The organism is Mycobacterium lehmannii, assembly GCF_002245535.1.
GTDB lineage: Bacteria > Actinomycetota > Actinomycetes > Mycobacteriales > Mycobacteriaceae > Mycobacterium > Mycobacterium lehmannii.
Window position 1 is genome coordinate 1 of the sequence record NZ_NKCN01000013.1, and the last position, 21,723, is coordinate 21,723.

Below are 21,723 nucleotides of genomic sequence, written 5' to 3' on the forward strand. Positions count from 1 at the left end.
TCTTCCTCGGCAGCGTCAGATGTGTATAACAGCCAGAATCGATCCGCCGAGCAACGCCGCGAACGGCACCACCAAACTCAGCATCCGAGCGATTCGTCGAGCGCCCATGCCACCACTCCTAGATGTGTGTCGACCGATTGCGACGTTCGTCATACCCGCTTTGATTCGCGACCAACCAACCGTTTCACGAGGGAATTTTCTTGCCACCGGGCTCACTGATCTTGACCAACATCTTGCCGATGTTGGCACCGGTGAACAAGCCGTTCATGGCGTCGACGCAGGATTCGATGCCCTCGAAGATCGTCTGGCGGTGCACCAGCCGCCCCTCGTCCGCCCACCGGCGCAGGGGCCCGAACGCCTCCTCGAACCGCCCCCATTCGTCGAGCGCGTTGAACCCCTGCATCAGCGCGGTCTTCGACAACAAGTTGACGTAGTTGGCCGGGCCGGGATGTTCACCGGTCAGGTAGCTCGAGATGACGCCGCACAACACCACCCGCGCCTTGTGCGCCAGGCGGCCGAGCACCGCGTCGAGGATCGGCCCGCCGACATTGTCGAAGTACACGTCGACGCCCTTGGGGCAGTGCTCCTTCAACGCCGCGGGCAGGTTGGCCTCGCGATAGTCGATGCATGCGTCGAACCCGAAATCCTCCACGACCGCACGGCACTTGTCCGGTCCGCCCGCGATGCCGACCACCCGGGCCCCAGCGATCTTGGCGATCTGACCCGCGACCGAACCGGTGGCACCCGCCGCAGCCGACACCACCACGGTCTCCCCCGGCTGCGGCCTGCCGATCCCGACCATTCCGAAATAGGCCGTCGCGCCGGTCGGCCCGTACACCGACATCACCGCGAGTTGGTCGACGTCGGGACCGGGCACCGGCGTGGTGAAGATGTCGTCGCGGCTGATCACGTATTCCTGAAAACCCGTCAGCGTCGTCACCACGTCACCGACGGCGTACGCATCGCATCGGGACGCCACGACCTCACCGATGCCTGCCGCGCGGATGACCTCTCCGAGCTGCACAGGGGGGAGATAACCGGGCTGGTCGTTCAGCCAGGTGCGGGCCGCGGCGTCGATGCCGACGTAGGTCGTGCGCACCAACGCCTCACCTTCGGCGGGCTCGGGCGCAGGCGCGGTGATCAGCTCGGTATCGGCGGGCTGGACCAGCCCCGTGGGCCTGCGGCGCAACACGATCTGGCGGTTCATCAGCTCGGCCACGAAGGCGAACCTACCCAATTCGCGCGCCGCGCTGGGCGTGTGTCGACTCGACGATCTCGCGGACGAACCTCCGACTCGCCAGGAGGTAACAGACGATCGCGGCCACTTGGAACGCCGGCACGATCAGCAGCGCCCGCCCCAGCGACATCGCGCCGAGGTCGTCTTTGAGCGCATCGCTGATGACGCCGGTGAGGAACGGGCCCGCCGACCCGACGATGGCGCCGAAGAACAGGAAGATCGCCGAAGCCGTCGCGCGCTGGTCGGCTCGGGCCAGTCGTTGGATGGCCGCGATGGACGGCGCCATGTACGCCGTGCCGACGACGTAGCTCAGCGAGATGAACCATATGCACAGCGTCCGGTCGCCCACCGTGAACGCCAACGCCGAGAACGGGAGCATCGCAGCGGTCATCGCGGCCACCAGCCACAGCAGCCACCGCGGATCGGAAGCCGACAACCGGTCCGCGACCCGGCCGACGACCAGAAGGCCGAGGATGCCCGTCAGCCCGCTGGCGATGCCGTAGTGCACCCCCACCTCGCCCAACTCCATACCGCGGGTGCGGACCAGATACGCGGGGGCGAAGGCCGTCAAGGAGTAACCAGCCACCGAGATGCACGACGCTCCGACGACGACGCCCACGAAGCTGCGTTTGCGTAGCAGATCTCCGGCCTTGGCGGGGACATCGATGTCGTCGACTCCCGTCGTGGCGGGCATCGACTGCCTGCGCCCGAGCGCGATGAGGACCAGCGGCGCGACCGCCACGCTGATCGCGCCCATGACCACGAACGCCATCCGCCAGCCCAAGGTTTGCGCCAGCAGGCCGCCGCCGATCAGGCTGGCCGCGCTGGCGAGCGGGATCGCGAGCGTGATCACCGCCAGCGGCGCGGCACGACGCTGCGGCGCGAAGTTGCGCGCCACGTACGCGTGTGCGGCCGGTGTGCTGCCGGCCTCACCGATCGCCACGCCCACGCGGGTGAGCGCCAGTTGGAAGCCTGACTGCACCGCACCGCCCAGCATCGTCATCGCGCCCCACAACGTCAGGCACGTCGACACCACCAGCCCGAACGCACCGCGGTCGGCGATCCGAGCGATCAGCAGGCCGAGCACGGCGTAGACGGCCAGGAAGCCGAACCCGTTGATCACGCCGAGCGCGGTATCGGACAGATCCAGTTCCGCCCGGATCGGTTCGGCGAGGACCGCGGGCAGGAACCGGTCCGCGTAGTTCAGCGTCCCGACGAGCGCGAGCAGCGCGACCGCAACCCAGGCTCGCCGTGTGCTGTGGGTGCCGCTGGCCGGGGCGAGCTCTGCAGTAGCCATGTCGTGGGCAGCTTCCCAGACTTCGTCCCGACTACGGGATTAATTGGATTGCAAGAGGGTAAATAACCGGCATGCCCGAAGCCGATGAACTCACCGCGGTCGCGATCTGCGGTGGATGTGGTTACCCGACACTCGGGCCGAACCTGTGCTCGTATTGCCAAGCCATGACCGCCGATCCGGCCGCCGCCTGACGGACCCGCCCAGCAGCTAGTTCACGGGGACGTCGAGTATCGGGCGCTGCCGGTCTGCACCCGGCGCGTCGAAATGCCACCATTCGCCGGTGTACACCGTGAGCCCGCCCGCGGCCATCGCATCGCGCAACCGCTTGCGGTTGGCCTGTGCCGCCGCGCTGACCCCGTCGGTGGCATACGCGTTGGCGCGCGCGGTGAACTCGTCGAAACCGGTGCCCATGTCGACGGGAGTGCCGTCACGGGCCAAGGTCACATCGACCGACAACGCCGCTTCATGGCTGCTCGCATAGGGCCCCGGCCGGGCCACCCATCCGGGATCGGAGACCGCCTCGAACATCCGCACCTGAACGTCGTGCGGCCGGTAGCAATCCCAGAACACCAGCACTTCGCCGCCGGGGCGCAACGCGTCGGCGGCCGCGGCCAAGCCGGGTGCCATCGACTCGTCGACGAGGCAGCGGGCATCGGCGGGATACAGCTGCTCGCCGACGAAGTTGTCCGTCGTCGCGTACCGCAGGTCGATCACCGCGTCGGGCACGACGGTGCGGACATCGACGAGCCCGGCCGCACGCGCCGCATCGGACACCGGGGGCACGGGGGCATCCGGTGTCGCGGACGCCACGCCTGCCGCCGGCCACGCGAGGACGACGGCCAACGCCGGACCCGCCCAGGCACTACGCATATCGCCTCACTTCCGGACTGGAGTAGTCGCCTACGCTAGTCGGCTTCCCCGGCGCGACCGAGCATCGAAGTGTCGTCACGCCGAGGAGGTCACCATGAGCGTCACCGTCAATGTGGACACGGACCGGCCAAGCCCGACGGTGTTCGAGGCCGACCTGCCGACCATCTCGTATGAGGATGCGACCGACGCATACGAAGCCCACCGGCGGATCGCCGAAGCGCGCAGCGCGGGACCGGTCGCAATGGGCGCTCACGGGCCCGAGCTGTTGAGCTACGAGACGGTCCGGGCGGCCCTGCGCGACCACCGCATGTGCGCACCGCCGGGACTCGGTCTGGAGGCCCAGGGCATCATCTCCGGCCCGCTCTGGGATCGCGCCGTCACGACGCTCCTCAGCGTCAACGGTGAAACCCACTCGCGGCTTCGGCGCCTGGTGTGCAAGGCGTTCACACCGCGCTCGGTAGGACGGCTGGAGACGACGATCACCTCAGTCGTCACGGATCTGGTGGATCCGTTGGTGGCGTCGGGACGGTGCGAGGTCGTGGAGGACATCGCACGTCCGTATCCGGTTCCGGTCATCGCCGAGCTGCTCGGCGCCCCGCGCGAGGATTGGAAGTTGTTCTCCGAGTGGGCCGACGACTTCTTCAAGCTGTTTCAGTGGAACGCGGCCGAACACGCGCCGGCGATACTGCAGGCGTGGGCCGAACTCGACGACTACGTCGACGGGATGGTCGCCGAGCGCCGCGCGACGCTCACCGACGACCTGATCTCGGAGTTGATCCGCGCCGAGGACGACGGGGACCGGTTGAGCATCGAGGAGCTGCGCATGCTCGCGGCGGGAATCTTGATGGCGGGCACCGACACCACCCGCAACCAGCTCGCGGCCGCGGTGGACGTGCTGTGCGACCACCCCGACCAGTGGGAGCTGCTGGCCGAGCATCCCGAGCTCGCGATGAACGCCGTCGAGGAACTGATGCGGTTCTACCCGGTGGTGTTCGCGGCGATGCGGATGACGATGGAGGACGTCGAGTGCGGCGGCGTGACCTTTCCCGCGCGCACGTTCGTGGTGGTGAACACGGCAAGCGCGAACCGCGATGCGGCCGTGTACGACGACCCCGACCACCTCGACATCACCCGGCAGGGTGCCGCGCCGATGCAGACCTTCGGCGCGGGCGCCCACTACTGCCTCGGCGCGAACCTGGCCCGTCGTGAACTGGCCGAGGCGCTGGTCGTGATGAGCAGCCGCATGCGCAATCTGCGGCGTGCAGCCCCCGCGACCTGGAAGCCGTTGGTCGGCATCACCGGCCCTGCGACGCTTCCGATCGAGTTCGACGCACGCTGACCTGTGGCAGAGCGTCGGCCATCTCGGTGGTGGTCTGGCCCAGGCCGGCGGCCGCGCGGAGCTCGGCGAAGGCGGCGATGAACGCGTCCGTCGCGGTGTGGACGTCGTCGAACGCCAGGTCGTCGCAGAGCACCGAGATGTTGAGCTGGTCGACGTAGCTCCACACCGTCATGTTCATCGCCGAACCGGCGGCCAGTGGGCCGACCGAGTAGATCTCGGTGACGACGGCACCGGCGATCCGGCCGCGCTCGCGGGGCCCGGGCACGTTCGACACGATCAGGTTGAACAACTGGTTGGGCGCCTCACGCCGCGACATCCATCGGAACGTGGCGCGCGCGGCCGCGGGCGGTACGTACCGCAGCCCCTTGCCCACGGTGGCCGGGCCCAGCGACTCGTTGTCCTCTTTGGCCATCTGCGTGGCCGTGCGGATCAGGCGCAGCCTTTCGGTCGGGTCGGCGATCTGCACCGGCAAAGACACCAGCATGGTGCTCAACTCGTTGCCGGTGATGCGGTCCGGTGAGGTGTCGGTCGCGGCGGGAACCGAGGCGATCAGCGCGTCGTCGGCGCTCCCGTCACGCTCGATGAGCAACGTGCGCAGTCCGCCGGCGGCGATCGCGAGGACCACGTCGTTGACGGTCGCCTCGAGATGTTTGCTCGTCGCTCTGACCTCATCGAGTGAGAGCGTGGCGGTCGCGAACGCGCGCCCGGCCGAGAGCTTGCGGTTGAGGAAGGTGGGGGGCGGTTTGAACCGTTCGGCGAGTTCGGGATGGTGACGGCGCGCACGCGCTCGCCGCTGCAGGCGGTAGGCGCCGACGACAACCTCTTTGAGAACGCCGGGCAGGCCCGCGAGTTGGCGGAGGTGATCCCGTACCGCGAACGCGAGCAGAGCGGCTGCCGACAGTGATTCGGCGTCGCCTCCCGAACGGGAACCACCCGCGCCGGTGCCCGGCCATTCCATCGCACGGGCCATCAGGTTCGCCGACGCGACGCCGTCGGCCAACGCGTGGTGCACCTTGCCGATCACCGCAACGCGGTTCTCGGCGAGACCTTCGGCGTAGTACAGCTCCCACAGCGGCCGGCTGCGATCCAGGGGCGTGCTCGCGATCTGACCGATCAGCGCGTCGAGTCCCGCGCGCCCGTACGGGTCAGGAACGGCTACTTTGCGGACGTGGTAGCCGAAGTCGATGTCGGCGCCTTGCCGCCACACCGGCCGATGCAGGTGCAGTGGAACGTCGACGAGTTCGTACCGGAAGGGATCGAGGTCAGGCAGGCGCTCGCGGAACGTCTCGAGAAATGCGTCGAAGGTCGGCTCGCCCTCGAACTGCGAAGTGTCGACCACCGCGATCTTGAGCGTGTGCTGGTGCACGTTCGGCGTCTCGCTGGACAGCAGCAGCGAGTCCCAGCCGCTGAGGCGCTTCACGTCGCTAGCCTTCGGCGGTCCTGTACCGCCCGATCGGCGGGAGGCGTCTGCTGACCGACTCGGTCGCCGTCACGAGCGCCTCGACGAATTTGTCGGAGGCGAACGTGCATCCGGCGTGACCGGCGGCGACGTCGACGGTTTCGGCGTCGGGTATCCGGCTCGCCAGCCATCGCTGCCGTTGCACCCCGAAGGCCCGGTCGCGCGTCGTCACGACCACCGCCGTGGGGACGTCGACCTCGTGGATCCATGTCGTCGAATCGAAGCGGATGACTTCGGCCAGGGCCCGGGTGATCGCGCCGGGCGAGGTACTACGCACCTGGTTGAGCAGCCACTGGTGGTTCTGCAACGCGCCGGGGCCCACCATCGCAGCGGGTGAGAGTCGCCTCGCGGGCGGGCTCAGCGATTCGAGCAGCGCGGCGAACACGCCCGTTGCGATCCGCTCGTAGCTGGCCCGGTTGACCGCCGCTGCCGCGGCGCACAACACCAACCCGTCGACGCGTGCCGGGTGGCGCTTCCAGACCAGTTGGGCCACAAGCGAACCCATCGAATACCCGACCGGCACGAACGTCGGGATGCCCAGGGCATCGGCCAGAGCGGCGACATCGTCGGCGCAGTCCTCGAGCAGAAACCGGTGCGCCGTGATGCCTTGACCATGACCGCGCTGGTCGAACACGACCACGCGACCGAATTCCTGCAGTGCATCCAGCGCGGGATACCACGTCATGACACCCGTGCATGCGACCGAGTGCAGCAACATGAAAACGGGGCCGTCGCGCGGCCCCGAGTCGACGACGTACGTCGTACCGCGGCCGGGGAGCTCCACCATCCGGCCTTCAGGGACGTCGGCAGCCGAGGCCAACGCGGGTAACGACGGCAACCGCGGAATGGACAGTGGTATGGGCAGATTCCAGGCGATGCTCCAACGATAGAGCGAACATTTCGTGCCGTCTGGCGTTCGCGCCCCTTCCCGCTGAGCACTTGCACAGCGTCTCGGGCTTAGACTGCGAGCGTGCGCGAGGTGCTCGAGGAGTTGCTGACCGTGTGGCGGTCCGGCGGCGCCGCCGGTGTGGCCACCGTCGTGCGCACGATCCGCTCGGCGCCGCGACAACCCGGGGCGACCATGGTGGTCAGCCCCGACGGTTCGGTCGCCGGTTCGGTGTCCGGTGGCTGCGTCGAGGCCGCCGTCTACGAACTGGTCAACGAGGTCGTCGCCTCGGGGCGCCCCGAGCTGCAGCGCTACGGAATCAGCGACGACGACGCATTCGCGGTGGGGCTGACGTGCGGCGGCATCATCGACATCTTCGCCGAGGCGGTGTCACGCGACAGCTTCCCGCAGTTGCAGGCGGTCGCCGACGACATCGCCGCACACCGCCCCACCGCGGTGGCCACCGTCATCGCGCACCCCGACGCCGACCGGATCGGGCGCCGCCTGGTGATCGGCACGGATTCGGTCGACGGATCGCTGGGTTCGGCGCGCGTCGACGCCGCCGTCACGGACGACGCGCGCGGGTTGCTCGCCGTCGGTCGCACGGGCGTGTTGTCGTACGGCCCCGACGGCCAGCGCCAGGAGACGGGCATGGAGGTGTTCGTCGCCAGCCACGCGCCGCCGCCGCGGATGCTGATCTTCGGGGCGATCGACTTCGCAGCCGCGCTCGCCCAGCAGGGCGCCCTGCTCGGATATCGCGTCACCGTGTGCGACGCCCGTCCCGTGTTCGCCACACCGGCCCGCTTTCCCGGCGCCGATGAGGTCGTGGTGATGTGGCCCGACCGCTACCTCGCAGAGCAGGCGGAGCAGGGTGCCATCGACGCCCGCACCGCGATCTGCGTACTCACCCACGATCCGAAGTTCGACGTCCCCGTGCTCCAGGTCGCACTCGGCCTCCCCGAGGTCGGTTACATCGGCGTGATGGGATCGCGCCGCACGCACGACGACCGGTTGCGCCGGTTGCGCGAGTGCGGCATCACCGACGCCGACCTGACCCGGTTGGCCAGCCCGATCGGCCTGGACCTCGGCGCGCGCACACCCGAGGAGACCGCGGTGTCGATCGCGGCCGAAATCATCGCCCGCAGGTGGGGCGGCGGCGGCCGTCCGCTGAGCGATACGGCAGGACGCATCCACCATGAGGGATGAGACAACGCCTATGGAAATGTCGTTCTCGAATGCGATAACGTCACTCTTTACACGGCGAGGAGAAGGGTGAACCGGTGACTTCTGCTTCAGCGGAGAAGGTCGCGACCCGTTACGCAGGAACCCGAGTCGCGCGCGTCGAGGACAACCGGCTTCTCACCGGCCGAGGCACTTTCGTCGACGACGTCGTGCGGCCCGGGATGCTGCACGCGTGCTTCGTGCGCAGCCCGTTCGCCAGGGCGAAGATCAACGGCATCGATGCGTCGGCCGCGCTGGCCATGCCGGGGGTACACGCGGTGTTCACCGCCGACGACCTCAATCCCGACGTCAAGGAGTCCTGGCACGCGGTCGCGGGCAAGGACATCCCGGACACCCCGCGCCCGCCGCTGGCCGAAGGCGAGGTGAAGTTCGTCGGCGATCCGGTCGCGCTCGTCGTGGCCGACAGCCGCTACCTCGCCGAGGACGCCGTCGATCTCGTCGACGTCGACTACGAGCCATTGCCCGCGGTCGCCGACTTCACGAAAGCCGTCGGGTCGTCGGTGGTCGTGCATGAGGCCTACCCCGACAACGTCGCGGGCGGCATGGGCGGAGCGCCGCCCGACGAGGAGACGTTCGCCACCGCCGCCTGCGTCGCGTCGGCGAACGTCTATCAGCAGATCCACGCGCCAGTGCCTATCGAGTGCCGCGGCATGGTCGTCGAGTGGACGCCTGCGACCGAGGAACTGACCCTGTGGGCGTCGACGCAGACGCCCCACGAGTTGCGGGCGTTCTGCGCCCGGCTGCTGGGCATTCCGGCGCACAACGTGCGGGTCATCATGCGCGACACCGGGGGTGGCTTCGGCCAGAAGGTCGTGCCGATGCGCGAGGACATGTGCATCATGCTGGCCGCGCGCAAGGTCTCCGCGGCGTCGAACGCGCAATTGAGCTCCGCGGCCTTGAAGTGGATCGAGGACCGCCGCGAGAACCTGATGTCGGCGGGTCAGGCCCGCCACGTCGACGGCACCGCGCGGATGGCCCTCGACGAAGAGGGCACCATCCTCGCCGTCGACATCGACTTCGCCTACGACATCGGCGCCTACCCCACCCCGTACCCGGTGCTGACCACCGCCGCGGTCGGCATGTTCTTCCCGGGCCCGTACCGGGTGCCGAAGGCCAGCTTCAACTACAAGACCGTGTTCTCCAACACCGCCGGCCTGCACGCGTACCGCGGCCCCTGGCAGTACGAAACCCTGGCCCGCGAAGTGCTTTTCGACATCGCCGCGCGCAAGCTGGACATGGATCCCGTCGAACTGCGCAGGCGCAACATCCTGCGCGGCGATGAGATGCCCTACTTCAACCCCAACGGCATGCCCTACGACCACGTCGCGCCCGCCGACACCTTCGAGCAGGCGGTGAAGATCCTCGACCACGAGGGTTTCCGCAAGGAACAGGCCGATGCGCTGGCCGAGGGCCGCTACATCGGCCTGGGGTTCTCGGCCTACATCGAACCGACCGGCGCCGCGACCGGACACCTGGGCACCGAGGGCTGCACCATCCGGATGGAGCCCACCGGCAAGATCAACGTCTACGTCAACGGCGGGTCGACCGGCAACAGCCTCGAAACCACCGTCGTGCAGTTGACCGCCGACGCGCTGGGCGCCGAGATCGCCGACGTGTCGACGATCCAGGGCGACACCGCGGTCACCCCGTACGGCGCGGGCACCCAGGGCAGTCGCAGCGGTCCGATGACCGCGGGTGCGGTCGCCGAGGCGGGAGCGCTGCTGCGCAAGCAGATCATCGCGATGGCCGCACCGCGCCTGGAGGTCGACGAGGCCGAGGTGGAGCTGACCGGCTCGCGGGCCGTGGTGGCCGGAAACCCGGACAAGAGCGTGACTTTCGCTGATCTCGCCTACCGGGCGTACTACGAGCCGCAGCAGTTGCCGCCTGGTGTCTCGTCGTCGTTGGAGGCGACCGCGCGGTTCGCCTCACCACCGGAGGCGATGATCCACTGGGCGAACGCCACCCATGCCTGCACGTGCGAGGTCGACATCGAGACCGGGCGGGTCACCCTCACCCGCTACATCGTCAGCGAAGACGTCGGCCCGATGATCAACCCCAACGTGGTCGAGGGTCAGATCGCCGGCGGCACCGTGCAGGGCATCGGCGGTGCGCTGCTCGAGGACATGGCCTACGACGACGACGGCAACCCGCTGTCGAGCACGTTCGTCGACTACCTGCTGCCGACGGCCACCGAGGTGCCCCCGATCGAGTACGGGCACGTGGAGATCCCCGGACCCGGCGTCGGCGGATACAAGGGCGTCGGCGAGGGCGGCGCGATCGGTTCGACACCCGCCGTCATCAACGCGATCAACGATGCCCTGGCACCGCTCGGTGTCACGCTGACCCGCCTACCCGCCAGCCCCGCCGCGATCGTCGAGGCCATCGAGAACGCCCAGAAGTAAGGAACGCAGCCACAGTGGAACTCAACAACGAATTCCGGGTCGCCGTGCCGGTGGACACGGCATGGGAGGCACTCAACGACGTCGAACGCGTCGCGCCGTGCATTCCGGGTGCTCAGCTGTTGTCGGTCGACGGCGACGCCTTCACCGGCGCGGTGAAGGTCAAGGTCGGTCCGATCACGGTGTCTTACAAGGGCGATGCGTTGTTCGAGGAGCGCGACAAGGCCGCTCGCCGTGTTGTCATCAAGGCGCAGGGTAAGGAGACCCGCGGCAGTGGTAACGCGGCCGCGCTCGTGACCGCGCAACTCAAGGACGAGGGTGACGCGACCAGCGTCACGATCACCACGGACTTGACCATCTCGGGGAAGGCCGCTCAGTTCGGCCGCGGCGTACTGACCGACGTGTCGACGAACCTGATCGGACAATTCGCCAAGAACCTCGAATCGGATCTTCTCGGCGGCGCCGCGACGAGCGCACCGACCACGGAGACGGCGGCGGTTGCGGCTCAGCCCGACACCGGTGATTCCATCGACATGCTCAAAGTCGTTGCGCTGCCGATGGCCAAGCGGGCCGCACCCGTCGTGGCCGCACTCGCCGGCGGCGTGGCGATGGGCTTCCTGATCGGGCGGCGCCGCAGGAAGAGCCCCACCACCGTGCTGGCCGACGACCTGCAGTCCGCCCTAGTGCGACTGCTGAGCGCGCCGACCGAGCGGCTGCGGCCGTGAAAGCCGCTCCGTTCACCTACCACCGCCCCGAATCGGTGAAGGAGGCGGTGGACATGCTCGCCGAATACGGCGAGGACGCGAAAATCCTTGCGGGCGGTCAGAGTCTGGTGCCGATGCTGGCGATGCGCTTGACGCACTTCGACAACCTCATTGACATCTCCCGCATCGAAGAGCTTCGCAGCATCGACCTGGTCGACGGCGCGGTACGCGTCGCGGCGGGCACCCCGCACTCGTTCGTCGGAATGGATGACGAAGCGGCGGAATCGGTTCCGCTGCTGACGCTGGCCACCCCGCACATCGGGCACTTCCAGATCCGCACCAGGGGCACGCTCGGCGGCGCCATCGCGCACGCCGACCCTGCGGCGGAGTACGCGGCGGTCGCGCTCGCGCTCGACGCACAGATGGATGTCGTCTCGTCGACGGGATTCCGGCAGATCGCTGCGACGGACTTCTTCACCGGCCTTTGGGAGACCTCACTGGCGCCCGGGGAGATGTTGACCGCGGTGCACTTCCCCGTCTGGGGCGGGCGGTCGGGTTTCGCGCTGGAGGAATTCGCCCGCCGCCACGGCGATTTCGCGATCGCCGGCGCCGCGGTGGCGGTCGAACTCGACGACGATGACCGGGTAAGCCGTTGCGGCATCGGCTTGTTGGGTCTGGGCTCGACACCGCTGCGAGGCAGCGCCGCCGAAACGGCCGTCACGGGTCGACCGGTCGACGAGATCAGCGCCGAAGAGGTCGGGCGGCTCGCGCTGTCCGGGCTCGAGGACATCCCATCCGACCTGCAGGGGTCGGCCACCTACCGGGCCAAGGTCGGGGCGACGATGGTCGCCCGCGCCTGGTCCGGCGCCATCACGGAGGCACGCGATGCATGAGATGCCGGTCGAAATGACGGTCAACGGGCGCACGTTCGCCGCGACCGTGGAACCGCGCCTCACACTCGCGGACTTCCTGCGGGAGAAGTGTGGCTTGACCGGAACACACCTCGGATGTGAGCACGGCGCCTGTGGTGCCTGCACGGTGCTGCTCGACGGCGACGCGGTGCGCGCCTGCCTGATCTTCGCCGTGCAGGCCGAGGGTATGGAGGTCACCACCGTCGAGGGCATCGGCGGCGCCGACGGTGAACTGTCGCCGGTGCAAGCCGCCCTGCGCGAATGCCACGGGCTGCAGTGCGGTTTCTGCACCCCGGGCTTCGTCACCTCCATCACCGCGTTGCTGCGTGACAATCCCAAGCCGAGCGACGAAGAGATCCGCGAGGGTTTGTCGGGCAACTTCTGCCGGTGCACGGGTTATCAGGGGATCGTCAACGCGGTACACCGTGCCGCCGAGATGACCTGAGGCCGCCCATGTCGTCGGCGGGCCGCCGCGCCGACTCCTATACGATCGGCACCTTCTTCGAGACCCGAGGAGAACCATGCTGATCGCCGTCACCGGGGGCACCGGGTACGTCGGCGCCCACTGCGTGCGTGCCCTGCTTTCTGCCGGCCACCGCGTGCGCCTGCTCATCGCGCCCGACGCGGAAGGCGCGCCGGTCCTGGCCAAACTCGCCGAGATCGGTGACGTCGAGACGGTCAGCGGCGACATCCGGCAGACCGCCACCGTCGAGGGGCTCCTCGACGGCTGCGACGCGGTGCTGCACGGCGCCGGCGTCGTCGGCACCGACAAGCGCCGCAGCACGCTGATGTGGGAGGTCAACGCCCATGCCACCGAAGCGGTGCTGACGCGCGCGGTGGCCGGCGGGTTGGACCCCGTCGTGTTGGTCAGCAGCTACAGCGCGCTGTTCCCGCCACCCAACGGCGTCATCGGTCCCGATACGCCCACCGCGCCCGGTCGCAGTCCCTACGCGCAGACCAAGGCCTACGCCGACCGCGTGGCACGGCGGCTGCAGGAGCAGGGCGCGCCGGTCGTCATCACCTACCCGTCGAGTGTGGTGGGCCCGGCGTTCCACACCGCCGCGGGCGTCACCGAGCGCGGGTGGGCGCCCCTGGTGCGATGGGGCGTGGCGCCGCGACTGCGCGGAGGGATGCAGATGATCGACGTTCGCGATGTCGCCGACGTGCACGCCGCGTTGTTCGTTCCCGGCCGCGGACCGCGCCGCTACGTGTGCGGTGGCGAGTTGATCGCGTTCGACGACATGATCTCGGCCCTGGAGAATGGCACGAAACGGCGATTCCGGCGAATCCCGGTCAGCCAGAGCATATTTCGAGGCCTCAGCATCGTCGGAGAGGCGCTGTCCGGCGTCGTCGACCTTGGCGACGGCCTCACCTATGAGGCGGCACTGTTGCTCACCGCCGCGACGCCGACCGACGACTCCGCCACCACCGGCGACCTCGGCGTGACGTGGCGATCGCCGATCGAGGCCATCATCGCGACTTTCGAACGGCAGCAATCGGTTCCGTAACTGGTTCGGACCGGCTGAGCAGCCGCCCGGTCAGCTGCGGTCGGGCTCTGTGCGGGGGCCGAAACCGGACGGCGATTCACCCGCCGTTGCGTGCTTACCGATATGCGACTCGGCTCGCATCCGGTCCACCATGTGGGGATAGTGCAGCTCGAAAGCCGGCCGCTCCGAACGGATCCGGGGCAGCTCGGTGAAGTTGTGGCGCGGCGGCGGACACGACGTCGCCCACTCCAGCGAGTTTCCATACCCCCACGGATCGTCGACCGTGACCGGCTCGCCGTAGCGCCAGCTCTTGAACACGTTCCAGACGAACGGGAGCATCGAGATACCCAGGATGAACGCCCCGATCGTCGACACCACATTGAGCGGTACGAACCCATCGGACGGTAGGTAGTCGGCGTAGCGACGAGGCATGCCTTCGTTACCGAGCCAGTGCTGCACCAAAAACGTGGTGTGGAAACCGATGAACGTGAGCCAGAAGTGCAGCTTGCCCAACCGTTCGTCGAGCAACCGGCCCGTCATCTTCGGGAACCAGAAGTAGATCCCCGCATAGGTCGCGAACACGATGGTCCCGAACAACACGTAGTGGAAATGCGCGATCAAGAAGTAGGTGTCGGAGACGTGGAAGTCCAGCGGCGGGCTGGCCAGCATCACGCCGGTGAGTCCACCGAGGAGGAAGGTGAGCATGAACCCGATCGAGAACAGCATCGGTGTCTCGAATGTCAGCTGGCCCTTCCACATCGTGCCTATCCAGTTGAAGAACTTGATCCCGGTGGGCACGGCTATCAGATAGGTGGTGAACGAGAAAAACGGCAACAGCACGGCGCCCGTCGCGTACATGTGGTGCGCCCACACCACGACGGACAACGCGGCGATGCCCAGGGTGGCGTAGATCAGGGTGGTGTAGCCGAAGATCGGCTTGCGGCTGAAGACGGGGAATATTTCGGTGACGATGCCGAAGAACGGCAGCGCCACGATGTACACCTCGGGGTGGCCGAAGAACCAGAACAGGTGCTGGTAGAGGATCGGTCCGCCGTTGGCCGGGTCGTAGATGTGCGCGCCGAGGTGACGGTCGGCGGCCAGCGCGAGAAGTGCGGCGGTCAGGATCGGGAAGGCCATTAGTACCAGAACCGACGTCACCAGGATGTTCCAGGTGAAGATCGGCATCCGGAACATCGTCATACCGGGTGCGCGCATGCACACCACGGTGGTGATCATGTTGACCCCGCCGAGGATGGTGCCCAGACCGGCCACGGCCAGGCCCATGATCCACAGGTCACCGCCGGCGCCCGGTGAATGCATGGCGTTGCTCAGCGGCGCATAGGCCGTCCAGCCGAAGTCGGCCGCGCCACCGGGGGTGATGAAGCCCGCGATCGCGATGAGCCCGCCGAACAGGAACAGCCAGTACGAGAATGCGTTGAGCCGCGGAAACGCCACGTCGGGGGCGCCGATCTGCAGCGGCAGCACCAGGTTGGCGAACCCGAACACGATCGGCGTCGCATAGAACAGCAGCATGATTGTGCCGTGCATGGTGAACAGCTGGTTGTACTGCTCATTGGACAGGAACTGCAGCCCCGGCATCGCCAGCTCGCCCCTGATGAACAGGGCCATCAACCCGCCGATGAAGAAGAACACGAAGCAGGTGACCACGTACATGATGCCGATCAGCTTGTGATCGGTCGTGGTGATGAGCTTGTAGATCAGCGTGCCCTTCGGGCCCATTCGGGCCGGGAACGGGCGACGTACCTCCAGCTGAGGAACCGAGGTCACTTCGGCGGTCACGTAACGCTCCCTTCGGCGCGGGGCCAGGGGTCATGTACCCAAATCTCGTGACCTCGATCTTAGGTAGCGCCGAAGCGGACCGAAAGCCATTCGGCGAAGCGGCGCGGCCGCGCCGGTCAGCCGGCCGCGTTCACAGGTGTCCCGTCGTCGCTGTGCATGCCGTACGGCACCGCCGTCAGCATCGTGACCGACAGCTCGGTTCCATTCGGTGTCCGGAAGCTGCGCTGCTCACCGGGGCGGGCACCGAGGATGGCCGCGCCCAGCGGCGACTGAGTGGAGTACACCTCGATGTCGCCGTGTTCGGCGCTGCGCACGCCGAGCAGGAACGTCTCGATCTCGGCGGTGTCGTCGAACCGCACCGTGACGACCATGCCCGGTTCGGCGATACCGTCGTCCGGCGGATCCTCACCGACGACAGCGTTGATGAGCATCTCGTGGATCTGCTGGATACGAGCTTGACGTGCCCGCTTGATCGCGCTGGCGTTTTCGTCGGCGTCTTCGTCGCCGACCGCGTTCGCGCACAGCTCGCGCAGTGTGGCGAGCTCCTCTTGCAACCGCTCGTAGGCCGCCCGCGAGATCCAGATCCGCTGCGCACTTGTCATTTTTCGGTCCTTCCGTGCAATCAAGCTGGGAGTCGGCCGGCTGCCGAGTCGATGGCGCCCTCGTAGGGCGTGGCTTCCAGGAGCGTCACTCGTAACTCCTTACCGGTGGGGGCCTCATACGTTCGCCGATCCCCCGGCCGTGCGCCGAGGATCGCGACGCCCAGCGGCGACCGCGGCGAGTAGACCTCGATCTCGGCGGGTTCGATACCGCGGATCCCGAGCAGGAACGTCTCGGTGTCACCGGTGTCGTCGTAGCGGATGGTCAAGACCATGCCCGGCTCAGCCACGCCATCGTCGGGCGGGTTCTCGCCAACGACGGCGTTCGCGAGCAGGTCTTCGATCCGGTGGATCCGGTTGGACCGCATTCGGTCCTCCGCCGTACGGGCGGCGTCATCGTCGGTGGCGTCGTCGGACACCTCGGGTCGATGTTTGGCCCTCAGCTCGGCCAGTTCGGCCTGCAGTTTGATGTAGGCACGGCGCGTCATCCAGACGCGGTCGGTGCTCGTCATGCTCGTCATGTTCGGTCCTTTCTCGAAGGGTGTTGCCGTCAGGGGCGGGCCACGGGCTGTGGCAGCGCCGCCCCTGACGACTCGCCGTGCCCCGCGAGGGGCAGAAAAGTCGTGTGCTTGCTCGGCCTATGCGACCGCGCGGCGGAGCGGATCGAAGGGCCGCAGCGCTTCGGGTTGCTTGCCGGTCGTGATCTGTTCGGCCAGGAGCCGGCCGGTGACCGGACCGTGAGCCAGTCCCCACATGCCGTGCCCGCCCGCCACGTAGACGTTGCGCGACATCTCACCGATCAGCGGTCTGCCGTCCGGGGTGATCGGCCGCGGACCCACCCAGATGTCGCTGCGTTCGGCCCACCTGACTCCCTCCAGGAGTGGGCTCGCCGAGTCGACGATCGCGCCGACGCGCTCGGGGATCGCCGGTTCGTGCGGATCGCGCAACTCCATCGTGCCTGCCACTCGCAGCGCACCCTTGTACGGCGTACACGCGATGCGTGCATCCGGCAGATAGATCGGTCCGGGGATGGGTCGATCCACCGGCACGGTGAACGAGTAACCGCGACCGGACTCTACGGGCACGCGCAGCCGGTGCCCCGCCAGCCGCGACATCCACGCGCCGGTGGCGATCACCGCGCTGTCGGCGGTCAGATGTTTGCCGCTGTAGGGCTGCACCACCACGCCGTTGCCGGAACTGAACACGCCCCGCACGTCATGGGTCAGGATGCTTCCGCCACGCTCCTCGACCGCACGGCCCAGGGCTTGCACGAAACGGCCAGGGTCGACGAAGCGCTGGCCGTTGATGTTGATGCCGGCGGTGATCGCGGGCGAAGCCAGGGGCACCTGCTCGCGCAACGCCTCACCGGACAAGCCGGTGACGAACAGCTCCTGCCCGGCGCGTTCGAGGGCACGCAGTTCGCGCATCGTCTTCTCGGCGTCGTCGGTGGTGCGGAAGATCGCGGTGATCGGGGCGTCGGTCACCGGGGCGTCCACCCCGTTCGAGATCAAGACGTCGAAAGCCTCGATGCATTCCTGGTTCAGCGGCACGTTGGCCGCCACCGCCTGGTTCCACACCGACGAACGAGAGTTCGCGGCGAACTGGATCAGAAACAGCCACAACGCACCGTCGATGGTCAAAGGGATGTGCAGGGGGGCGTTGCGGTCACGCAACGAGCGCAGGCCGTACCGCAGCGTCTTCGGCGAGTTCAACGGCAGCGTCAGCGCGGGCGCGACCCATCCGGCGTTGCCCCACGAGGCGCCTGCGGCGACCCCGCTGCGGTCCACGACGGTGACGTCGACACCGCGCTCCTGCAGGAACCACGCCGTGGACAAGCCGACGATGCCGGCGCCGACCACGATCGCAGACCGCGGTCCACCGTCAATCCGCTCGCCGCCGACCATTGCCATCCCTCCATCACTGAAAAAGTCTGTTCGTTGACTCCATGGTCGGCCGGACGAGTGCGTTCCGACTTGCCCGTGCAGGACAATCGGCCGGGTCGCCGTTGTGGCGATCCGACAATGACCTGGTCGGGCCGGTCCGATCGTGGCGGCTCAGTCGGTGTCGATCGCGGCGAGTTCGATCATCATGGCGAGGCGCTTGCGGGCGTCCTCCAGCGGCAGATCGGTGATCTCCCCCATTTTGCGCAGGCGGTACCGCACGGTGTTCTCGTGGACGCCCAGGCGCAGCCCTGCCTGGGCGGGATCACCCAGCGCCTCCAGATACGCCCGCAACGTCGGGATGTACTCGGAGGCGTGGTCCTGGTCGTGGCGGCGCAGTTCGGCGACCGGTCCCCTGTCTGGCGTACGTCCCGCGCGTGCGGCGGTCCGAAGACGCTGCAGCAGGATCTCGTCCCATGACTCGTCGTAGGCGGGCGGCACGGCGTCATTCGGCCCGACCTCGTGCAGCGCCAGGCATTCGTCGGCCTCCTGCCGTGCCGCTGGCAGGTCGACGGCCACGGCCGCCTTGCTGATGCCGGCCACCACCATCACCCGGTCCGGCAGCGCTGCCTTCAACGCGTCGACCCACTTGCGGGCGCCTGCGACCCGTTCGCCCGGCATCAACGTGTAGAGCGTGTTGCCCGCCAGCGCACTGCGACCCGGACGCGACCAACCGAAGCCGGCGGTCGCGCGTTCGAAGGCCAGCAGCAGCGCCGCATCCCGTTCACCGTCGATCGACGCCTGCACGGCGATGACCCGCGCCGGCCCCTGCGACAGCCCCAACCTGCTGGCCGACGCTGCGGCGTCGGCACTTCCGTCGAGTAGCCGCAGCACCAGATCGGATTCGACCTGCCGTTCGAGATCGGCACTGGCGCGCGAGCGCAACAGGTGAAGGGCGACGGTCCTGGCATTGTCGGTCAGCGCCGTTAGTTCGGGATCCACCAACGGCTTCGGGGACGAGACCCACACCGCACCCATCAGCTCTCGACCCGACCGCACCGCGACCACCGTGCGGCCCGACAGGCCCTGATCGGCGTTGGGCGCGACGAACATCGGATCGTCCGAGGACGTGAGATGGGTGAACACGCCTTGCGACGCGAAGTATTCACGCAACCACTCCGGCGCTTGCCGGTTCATGATCGTCGCGACGCGGGCGCGGTCGGCGTTCTCCTGCATCGTCGAGTACGCGAGCACGCGTGACAGCGGGTCCTCGATGGTCACCGCGCCGCCAGCCGACTCGGCCAAGCTGTCGGCAAGCGCGAACAAATCCGTTGGGCCGCGGCCGGATTCCGTTTCCCGGCCTTCCAGCACCAGCCCGTAGACGATGGCAGAGAGTTCGCTCCACGGCACCGCCGGATCGACGACCATCACCGCGACGCCCTCGACCATGCCGGCGAATGTCGTGTCGTTGTCGCCGTCTCGAAGCAACACCACCATCGCGCGCGCCGAAACCGCCCATCGCAGCGCCTCGTTGACCGTTCGCGCGCCGATCGCCAGCAGCACGTCACCGGTGATCGTGCGGCCCTCGGTGACCTCGTGCATCACCACGCTGCCCAATTCCGTCGAGCGCGGGATCGGGCAGAAGCGCAGGCGCACGCCGTAGCTCCCCAGCACGTTGACCAGTCGGTCCAAGGTGACCACGGGCCGACGTTACCGCGCTGTCAGGAGAGCGGGGGTTTCACTCGTCAGGTCGAGACGACTCCCCGCAGACCCTCCGCCCCAAAGAGCGGCTCGAGCATCGACGAGTAGTCGGGTCCACGCCGCACCAACTGACCGCCGTCGACGTTGATGACCTGACCGGTGATGAAGCTGGCGGCATCGCTGAGCAGGAAGAGCGAGGCATTGGCGATGTCCTCCACCTCACCGGGCCGCGGCAACGGCGTGCAGGCGGCGTAGTCGCCGCTGAGCTCCGGGGATTCGAGTACCGGTGCGACGAGCTCGGTGCGGATCAAGCCGGGGCGGATGCAGTTCACGCGCACCCAGGAGGCGCCGAGTTCGTCGGCGGCGAGCTGCATCATGTGGTCGATGCCCGCCTTGGAAACGCCGTATGCGCCGAACCAGCGGTGCGTGTTGCTCGCTGCGATCGACGAGATGCCGATGAACGATCCGCCGCCACCGCGCACCAGTTCGCGCGCCGAGTGCTTGAGCACGTACATGGTGCCGTTGATGTTCAAATCGACGGTGCGTCGCCACAGTTCGGAATCGATCTGGGTGATCGGCCCGATCGTCTCGCTGCCACCTGCACAGTGCACGACACCGTAGAGGCGGCCGGTCCACGCCGTGGTGGCCTCGACGACCCGTTCCACCTCGTCCTCGTTCGTCACGTCGGCCGGCTCGTAGAGCACGGAACCGGGGCCGCCCTGGGCCTTGATCTCGTCGGCCGCGCTGGACAGCCTGTCGGCGTTGCGGCCGACGAGCATCGCGTTACCGCCGGCGGCCACCACAGCGGCAGCCACACCCTTACCGATGCCGCTGCCGCCGCCCGTCACCAACACCGTCCGACCCGTCAGGGACAACTCCACCGCAAACCCCTTCGCTACCGCTAGAACAGGTTCTAGTTATACGTCACGGCACGTCACGGCGGGCGGGCTTCGGCGGGCCGAGTGTGCGCCAGTCCGGCACATTCGGCGGCAGCCCGACCGGGTAGCGGTTCTCGTTGTGCGCCGCCCAGTGCGCGTGTCCGAGTTCGTGAATGTGGAACGCGTGGCGCAGCGCCTCGGTGAAGCCCATCGCATCCGCGGCGGCGTTGACCGAATCCTTGATGAGCAACGCCGCCATCGTCGGGCGCTCGGCGATCCGGCGGGCGAATTCGAGTGTCTTGTCCTCAAGTTCATCGCGCGCGAAGATCTTCGACACCATGCCGAGGCGGTACGCCTCATCGGCGTCGATCGAATCACCGGTCAGCAGAAGCTCTTTGGCCTTCCGAGCGCCGAATTCCCATGGATGCGCGTAGTACTCGACGCCGGGCATTCCCATCCGCACGCCCACCACGTCGCTGAACTTGGCATCGTCGGCAGCGACGATCAGATCGCACGCCCAGATGAGCATGAGCCCGGCCGATATCGCATTTCCCTGCACCTGGGCGATCGTGATCTTCCGCAGATCCCGCCACCGGCGCGTGTTCTCGAAGAAGAAGTGCCACTCCTGCAGATACGTGCGCTCGGCGATCGCCGGCACGGTGGCGCCGTGCGATTGAAACGTCGGATGCTGAGCCGGGCCCGGCGTTCGCTCCAGCATCGCCTCTTCCGACCCGAGATCGTGGCCCGCCGAGAAGTTCTTGCCGCGCGCGGCCAGGATCACCACCCGCACAGTGTCGTCGGCCTCCGCGCGGCCGAACGCCTCGTCCAACTGCACCAACAATGTGCGGGACTGGGCGTTCTGCGCGTCCGGACGATTCAGCCAGATGCGGGCGATCTGGCCGTCGTCGAGGGTTTCGTACGTCACCTGTTGCGCTGCACCGCCTCCGGCATCGGCGCTCGTCAGATCAGGGCTCGCCATCGCGGATCACCTCGCTTGTAGTTCGACCACCTGCACATTACGGTGCGCCCCGCAT

19 protein-coding genes are annotated in these 21,723 nt (G+C 67.9%); 7 read left to right on the forward strand and 12 right to left on the reverse strand.

The window, feature by feature from the left end; all coding sequences use genetic code 11:
- Positions 1-184: 184 nt before the first annotated feature.
- The 3 genes from CEX87_RS15480 to CEX87_RS15490 form a co-directional block, all read right to left on the reverse strand.
- Positions 185-1,207, reverse strand: a complete 1,023-nt coding sequence (locus tag CEX87_RS15480) for an NADP-dependent oxidoreductase (protein WP_064419413.1) — start codon at positions 1,205-1,207, stop codon at positions 185-187.
- Between the two features lie 22 nt (positions 1,208-1,229).
- On the reverse strand, positions 1,230-2,534 hold the full coding sequence (locus tag CEX87_RS15485) for a spinster family MFS transporter (RefSeq protein WP_094288016.1): 1,305 nt from the start codon (positions 2,532-2,534) through the stop codon (positions 1,230-1,232).
- Positions 2,535-2,741: 207 nt separating this feature from the next.
- A complete protein-coding gene (locus CEX87_RS15490) occupies positions 2,742-3,404 on the reverse strand; it encodes a M15 family metallopeptidase (RefSeq protein ID WP_064419378.1) in 663 nt (220 codons plus the stop codon).
- Between the two features lie 94 nt (positions 3,405-3,498).
- On the opposite strand from CEX87_RS15490, the gene CEX87_RS15495 reads away from it, so the two are divergent.
- On the forward strand, positions 3,499-4,743 hold the full coding sequence (locus CEX87_RS15495) for a cytochrome P450 (protein ID WP_094288018.1): 1,245 nt from the start codon (positions 3,499-3,501) through the stop codon (positions 4,741-4,743).
- Here the strand turns inward: CEX87_RS15495 and CEX87_RS15500 are convergent.
- Both CEX87_RS15500 and CEX87_RS15505 read right to left on the reverse strand, forming a co-directional pair.
- Complete coding sequence (locus CEX87_RS15500; RefSeq protein WP_094288020.1) at positions 4,700-6,163, reverse strand: WS/DGAT/MGAT family O-acyltransferase; 1,464 nt, start codon at positions 6,161-6,163, stop codon at positions 4,700-4,702. The genes CEX87_RS15495 and CEX87_RS15500 overlap by 44 nt on opposite strands.
- A gap of 4 nt (positions 6,164-6,167) precedes the next feature.
- Complete coding sequence (locus CEX87_RS15505; RefSeq protein ID WP_231984636.1) at positions 6,168-7,040, reverse strand: alpha/beta fold hydrolase; 873 nt, start codon at positions 7,038-7,040, stop codon at positions 6,168-6,170.
- A gap of 132 nt (positions 7,041-7,172) precedes the next feature.
- Here CEX87_RS15505 and CEX87_RS15510 point away from each other — a divergent pair, with 132 nt between their 5' ends.
- From CEX87_RS15510 to CEX87_RS15535, 6 genes are all read left to right on the forward strand, one after another.
- Positions 7,173-8,294, forward strand: coding sequence for an XdhC family protein (locus CEX87_RS15510; RefSeq protein WP_064419375.1), 1,122 nt, complete (start codon positions 7,173-7,175; stop codon positions 8,292-8,294).
- Positions 8,295-8,368: 74 nt separating this feature from the next.
- Positions 8,369-10,732: a xanthine dehydrogenase family protein molybdopterin-binding subunit gene (locus CEX87_RS15515; protein WP_064419374.1), complete on the forward strand. Its 2,364-nt coding sequence runs from the start codon at positions 8,369-8,371 to the stop codon at positions 10,730-10,732.
- 14 nt (positions 10,733-10,746) lie between these two features.
- The gene (locus CEX87_RS15520) at positions 10,747-11,454 is read left to right on the forward strand and encodes an SRPBCC family protein (protein WP_064419373.1); all 708 of its coding nucleotides are present in this window, start codon (positions 10,747-10,749) and stop codon (positions 11,452-11,454) included.
- Positions 11,451-12,326, forward strand: coding sequence for an FAD binding domain-containing protein (locus CEX87_RS15525; RefSeq protein ID WP_064419372.1), 876 nt, complete (start codon positions 11,451-11,453; stop codon positions 12,324-12,326). Before CEX87_RS15520 ends, CEX87_RS15525 begins: the two co-directional genes overlap by 4 nt.
- Entirely contained in the window at positions 12,319-12,789 is a 471-nt protein-coding gene (locus CEX87_RS15530; RefSeq protein WP_064399152.1) for a (2Fe-2S)-binding protein, read from the forward strand. The genes CEX87_RS15525 and CEX87_RS15530 overlap by 8 nt, the downstream gene beginning before the upstream one ends.
- Before the next feature lie 76 nt (positions 12,790-12,865).
- Positions 12,866-13,852, forward strand: coding sequence for an NAD-dependent epimerase/dehydratase family protein (locus CEX87_RS15535; protein WP_064419371.1), 987 nt, complete (start codon positions 12,866-12,868; stop codon positions 13,850-13,852).
- Positions 13,853-13,882: 30 nt separating this feature from the next.
- Here CEX87_RS15535 and ctaD read toward each other — a convergent pair whose 3' ends face one another.
- From ctaD to CEX87_RS15570, 7 genes are all read right to left on the reverse strand, one after another.
- Complete coding sequence (gene ctaD / locus CEX87_RS15540) at positions 13,883-15,571, reverse strand: aa3-type cytochrome oxidase subunit I (protein ID WP_082693672.1); 1,689 nt, start codon at positions 15,569-15,571, stop codon at positions 13,883-13,885.
- A 176-nt stretch (positions 15,572-15,747) separates the two neighbouring features.
- Complete coding sequence (locus CEX87_RS15545; RefSeq protein WP_064419369.1) at positions 15,748-16,233, reverse strand: GreA/GreB family elongation factor; 486 nt, start codon at positions 16,231-16,233, stop codon at positions 15,748-15,750.
- A gap of 20 nt (positions 16,234-16,253) precedes the next feature.
- On the reverse strand, positions 16,254-16,742 hold the full coding sequence (locus CEX87_RS15550; protein ID WP_066841243.1) for a GreA/GreB family elongation factor: 489 nt from the start codon (positions 16,740-16,742) through the stop codon (positions 16,254-16,256).
- A gap of 126 nt (positions 16,743-16,868) precedes the next feature.
- Positions 16,869-18,134, reverse strand: coding sequence for an NAD(P)/FAD-dependent oxidoreductase (locus CEX87_RS15555; RefSeq protein ID WP_064419368.1), 1,266 nt, complete (start codon positions 18,132-18,134; stop codon positions 16,869-16,871).
- A 150-nt stretch (positions 18,135-18,284) separates the two neighbouring features.
- A complete protein-coding gene (locus tag CEX87_RS15560) occupies positions 18,285-19,811 on the reverse strand; it encodes a PucR family transcriptional regulator (protein WP_064419367.1) in 1,527 nt (508 codons plus the stop codon).
- Between the two features lie 44 nt (positions 19,812-19,855).
- Positions 19,856-20,692, reverse strand: coding sequence for an SDR family oxidoreductase (locus CEX87_RS15565; protein ID WP_064419366.1), 837 nt, complete (start codon positions 20,690-20,692; stop codon positions 19,856-19,858).
- A 43-nt stretch (positions 20,693-20,735) separates the two neighbouring features.
- Entirely contained in the window at positions 20,736-21,668 is a 933-nt protein-coding gene (locus CEX87_RS15570) for an enoyl-CoA hydratase (RefSeq protein ID WP_064419365.1), read from the reverse strand.
- Positions 21,669-21,723 lie beyond the last annotated feature (55 nt).

What these genes read in the sequence shown, in the direction of transcription:
- CEX87_RS15485 (WP_094288016.1), bottom strand. Translation starts at nt 2,534, where the DNA reads ATGGCTACTGCAGAGCTCGCCCCGGCCAGCGGCACCCACAGCACACGG.
- CEX87_RS15545 (WP_064419369.1), bottom strand. Translation starts at nt 16,233, where the DNA reads ATGACAAGTGCGCAGCGGATCTGGATCTCGCGGGCGGCCTACGAGCGG.
- ctaD (WP_082693672.1), bottom strand. Translation starts at nt 15,571, where the DNA reads ATGGGCCCGAAGGGCACGCTGATCTACAAGCTCATCACCACGACCGAT.
- CEX87_RS15495 (WP_094288018.1), top strand. Translation starts at nt 3,499, where the DNA reads ATGAGCGTCACCGTCAATGTGGACACGGACCGGCCAAGCCCGACGGTG.
- CEX87_RS15555 (WP_064419368.1), bottom strand. Translation starts at nt 18,134, where the DNA reads ATGGTCGGCGGCGAGCGGATTGACGGTGGACCGCGGTCTGCGATCGTG.
- CEX87_RS15535 (WP_064419371.1), top strand. Translation starts at nt 12,866, where the DNA reads ATGCTGATCGCCGTCACCGGGGGCACCGGGTACGTCGGCGCCCACTGC.
- CEX87_RS15550 (WP_066841243.1), bottom strand. Translation starts at nt 16,742, where the DNA reads ATGACGAGCACCGACCGCGTCTGGATGACGCGCCGTGCCTACATCAAA.
- CEX87_RS15480 (WP_064419413.1), bottom strand. Translation starts at nt 1,207, where the DNA reads ATGAACCGCCAGATCGTGTTGCGCCGCAGGCCCACGGGGCTGGTCCAG.
- CEX87_RS15490 (WP_064419378.1), bottom strand. Translation starts at nt 3,404, where the DNA reads ATGCGTAGTGCCTGGGCGGGTCCGGCGTTGGCCGTCGTCCTCGCGTGG.
- CEX87_RS15570 (WP_064419365.1), bottom strand. Translation starts at nt 21,668, where the DNA reads ATGGCGAGCCCTGATCTGACGAGCGCCGATGCCGGAGGCGGTGCAGCG.
- CEX87_RS15530 (WP_064399152.1), top strand. Translation starts at nt 12,319, where the DNA reads ATGCATGAGATGCCGGTCGAAATGACGGTCAACGGGCGCACGTTCGCC.